We start from the raw sequence: 578 nt of genomic DNA, 5'->3' as shown, positions 1-578 counted from the left end.
CGCAGGAACCATGGAGAGCAAGAAATGTATTATGCTCCCAATACACATCCTGCGATTATCTCAAAAGAAGAATACAATGCAGTACAGACGCTCATAAAATGCCGAGCGATGAGAAAACAGGTGCAAGAGAGGTCGCCATTCGACAAAAAGATATTTTGTGAGAAATGCGGGCTTTCATTCAGAAAGAAAGTATCTCACGAAAAACTATTCTGGATTTGCCGGTCACACGCCAATGATGCCAAGTCCTGTACAGTAACGCAGATTCTCAATACGGAAATCGAGCAGGCGTTCCTCCATCTGTACCACAAGCTCCGCCATCAGGGGATATCCATTCTCACCCAACTGCTCACAGACCTCCAGAGCGCCCGGAAGGGCAAGCTGCTCTGGAGCCTGGACATCGTGGCACTTAACCAGAAAATTGCAGACATCACCCGTCAGGATCAACTGTTGGCCCAGCTCAAGCAGCAGGGCCTGGTTGATCCTGATATTTTTATATCACGCCAAAACGAGCTGGCGGAACAGCTCCGCGCTACAAAGCTGGAGAAGGAACGATCCCTGGAGGCCGAGGAGGATCAGAC

At 49.7% G+C, this 578-nt stretch carries 1 protein-coding gene; it reads left to right on the top strand.

What is annotated here, in order from left to right; genetic code table 11:
* Positions 1-24: 24 nt before the first annotated feature.
* Positions 25-578, top strand: a 554-nt coding sequence (locus RX395_RS09865; protein ID WP_316367306.1) for a recombinase zinc beta ribbon domain-containing protein, incomplete at its 3' end; no start/stop codon positions are given.

The sequence above is a fragment of the Collinsella aerofaciens genome (genome assembly GCF_032584215.1).
GTDB lineage: Bacteria > Actinomycetota > Coriobacteriia > Coriobacteriales > Coriobacteriaceae > Collinsella.
This window is presented reverse-complemented; position numbering and strand designations above follow the sequence as displayed.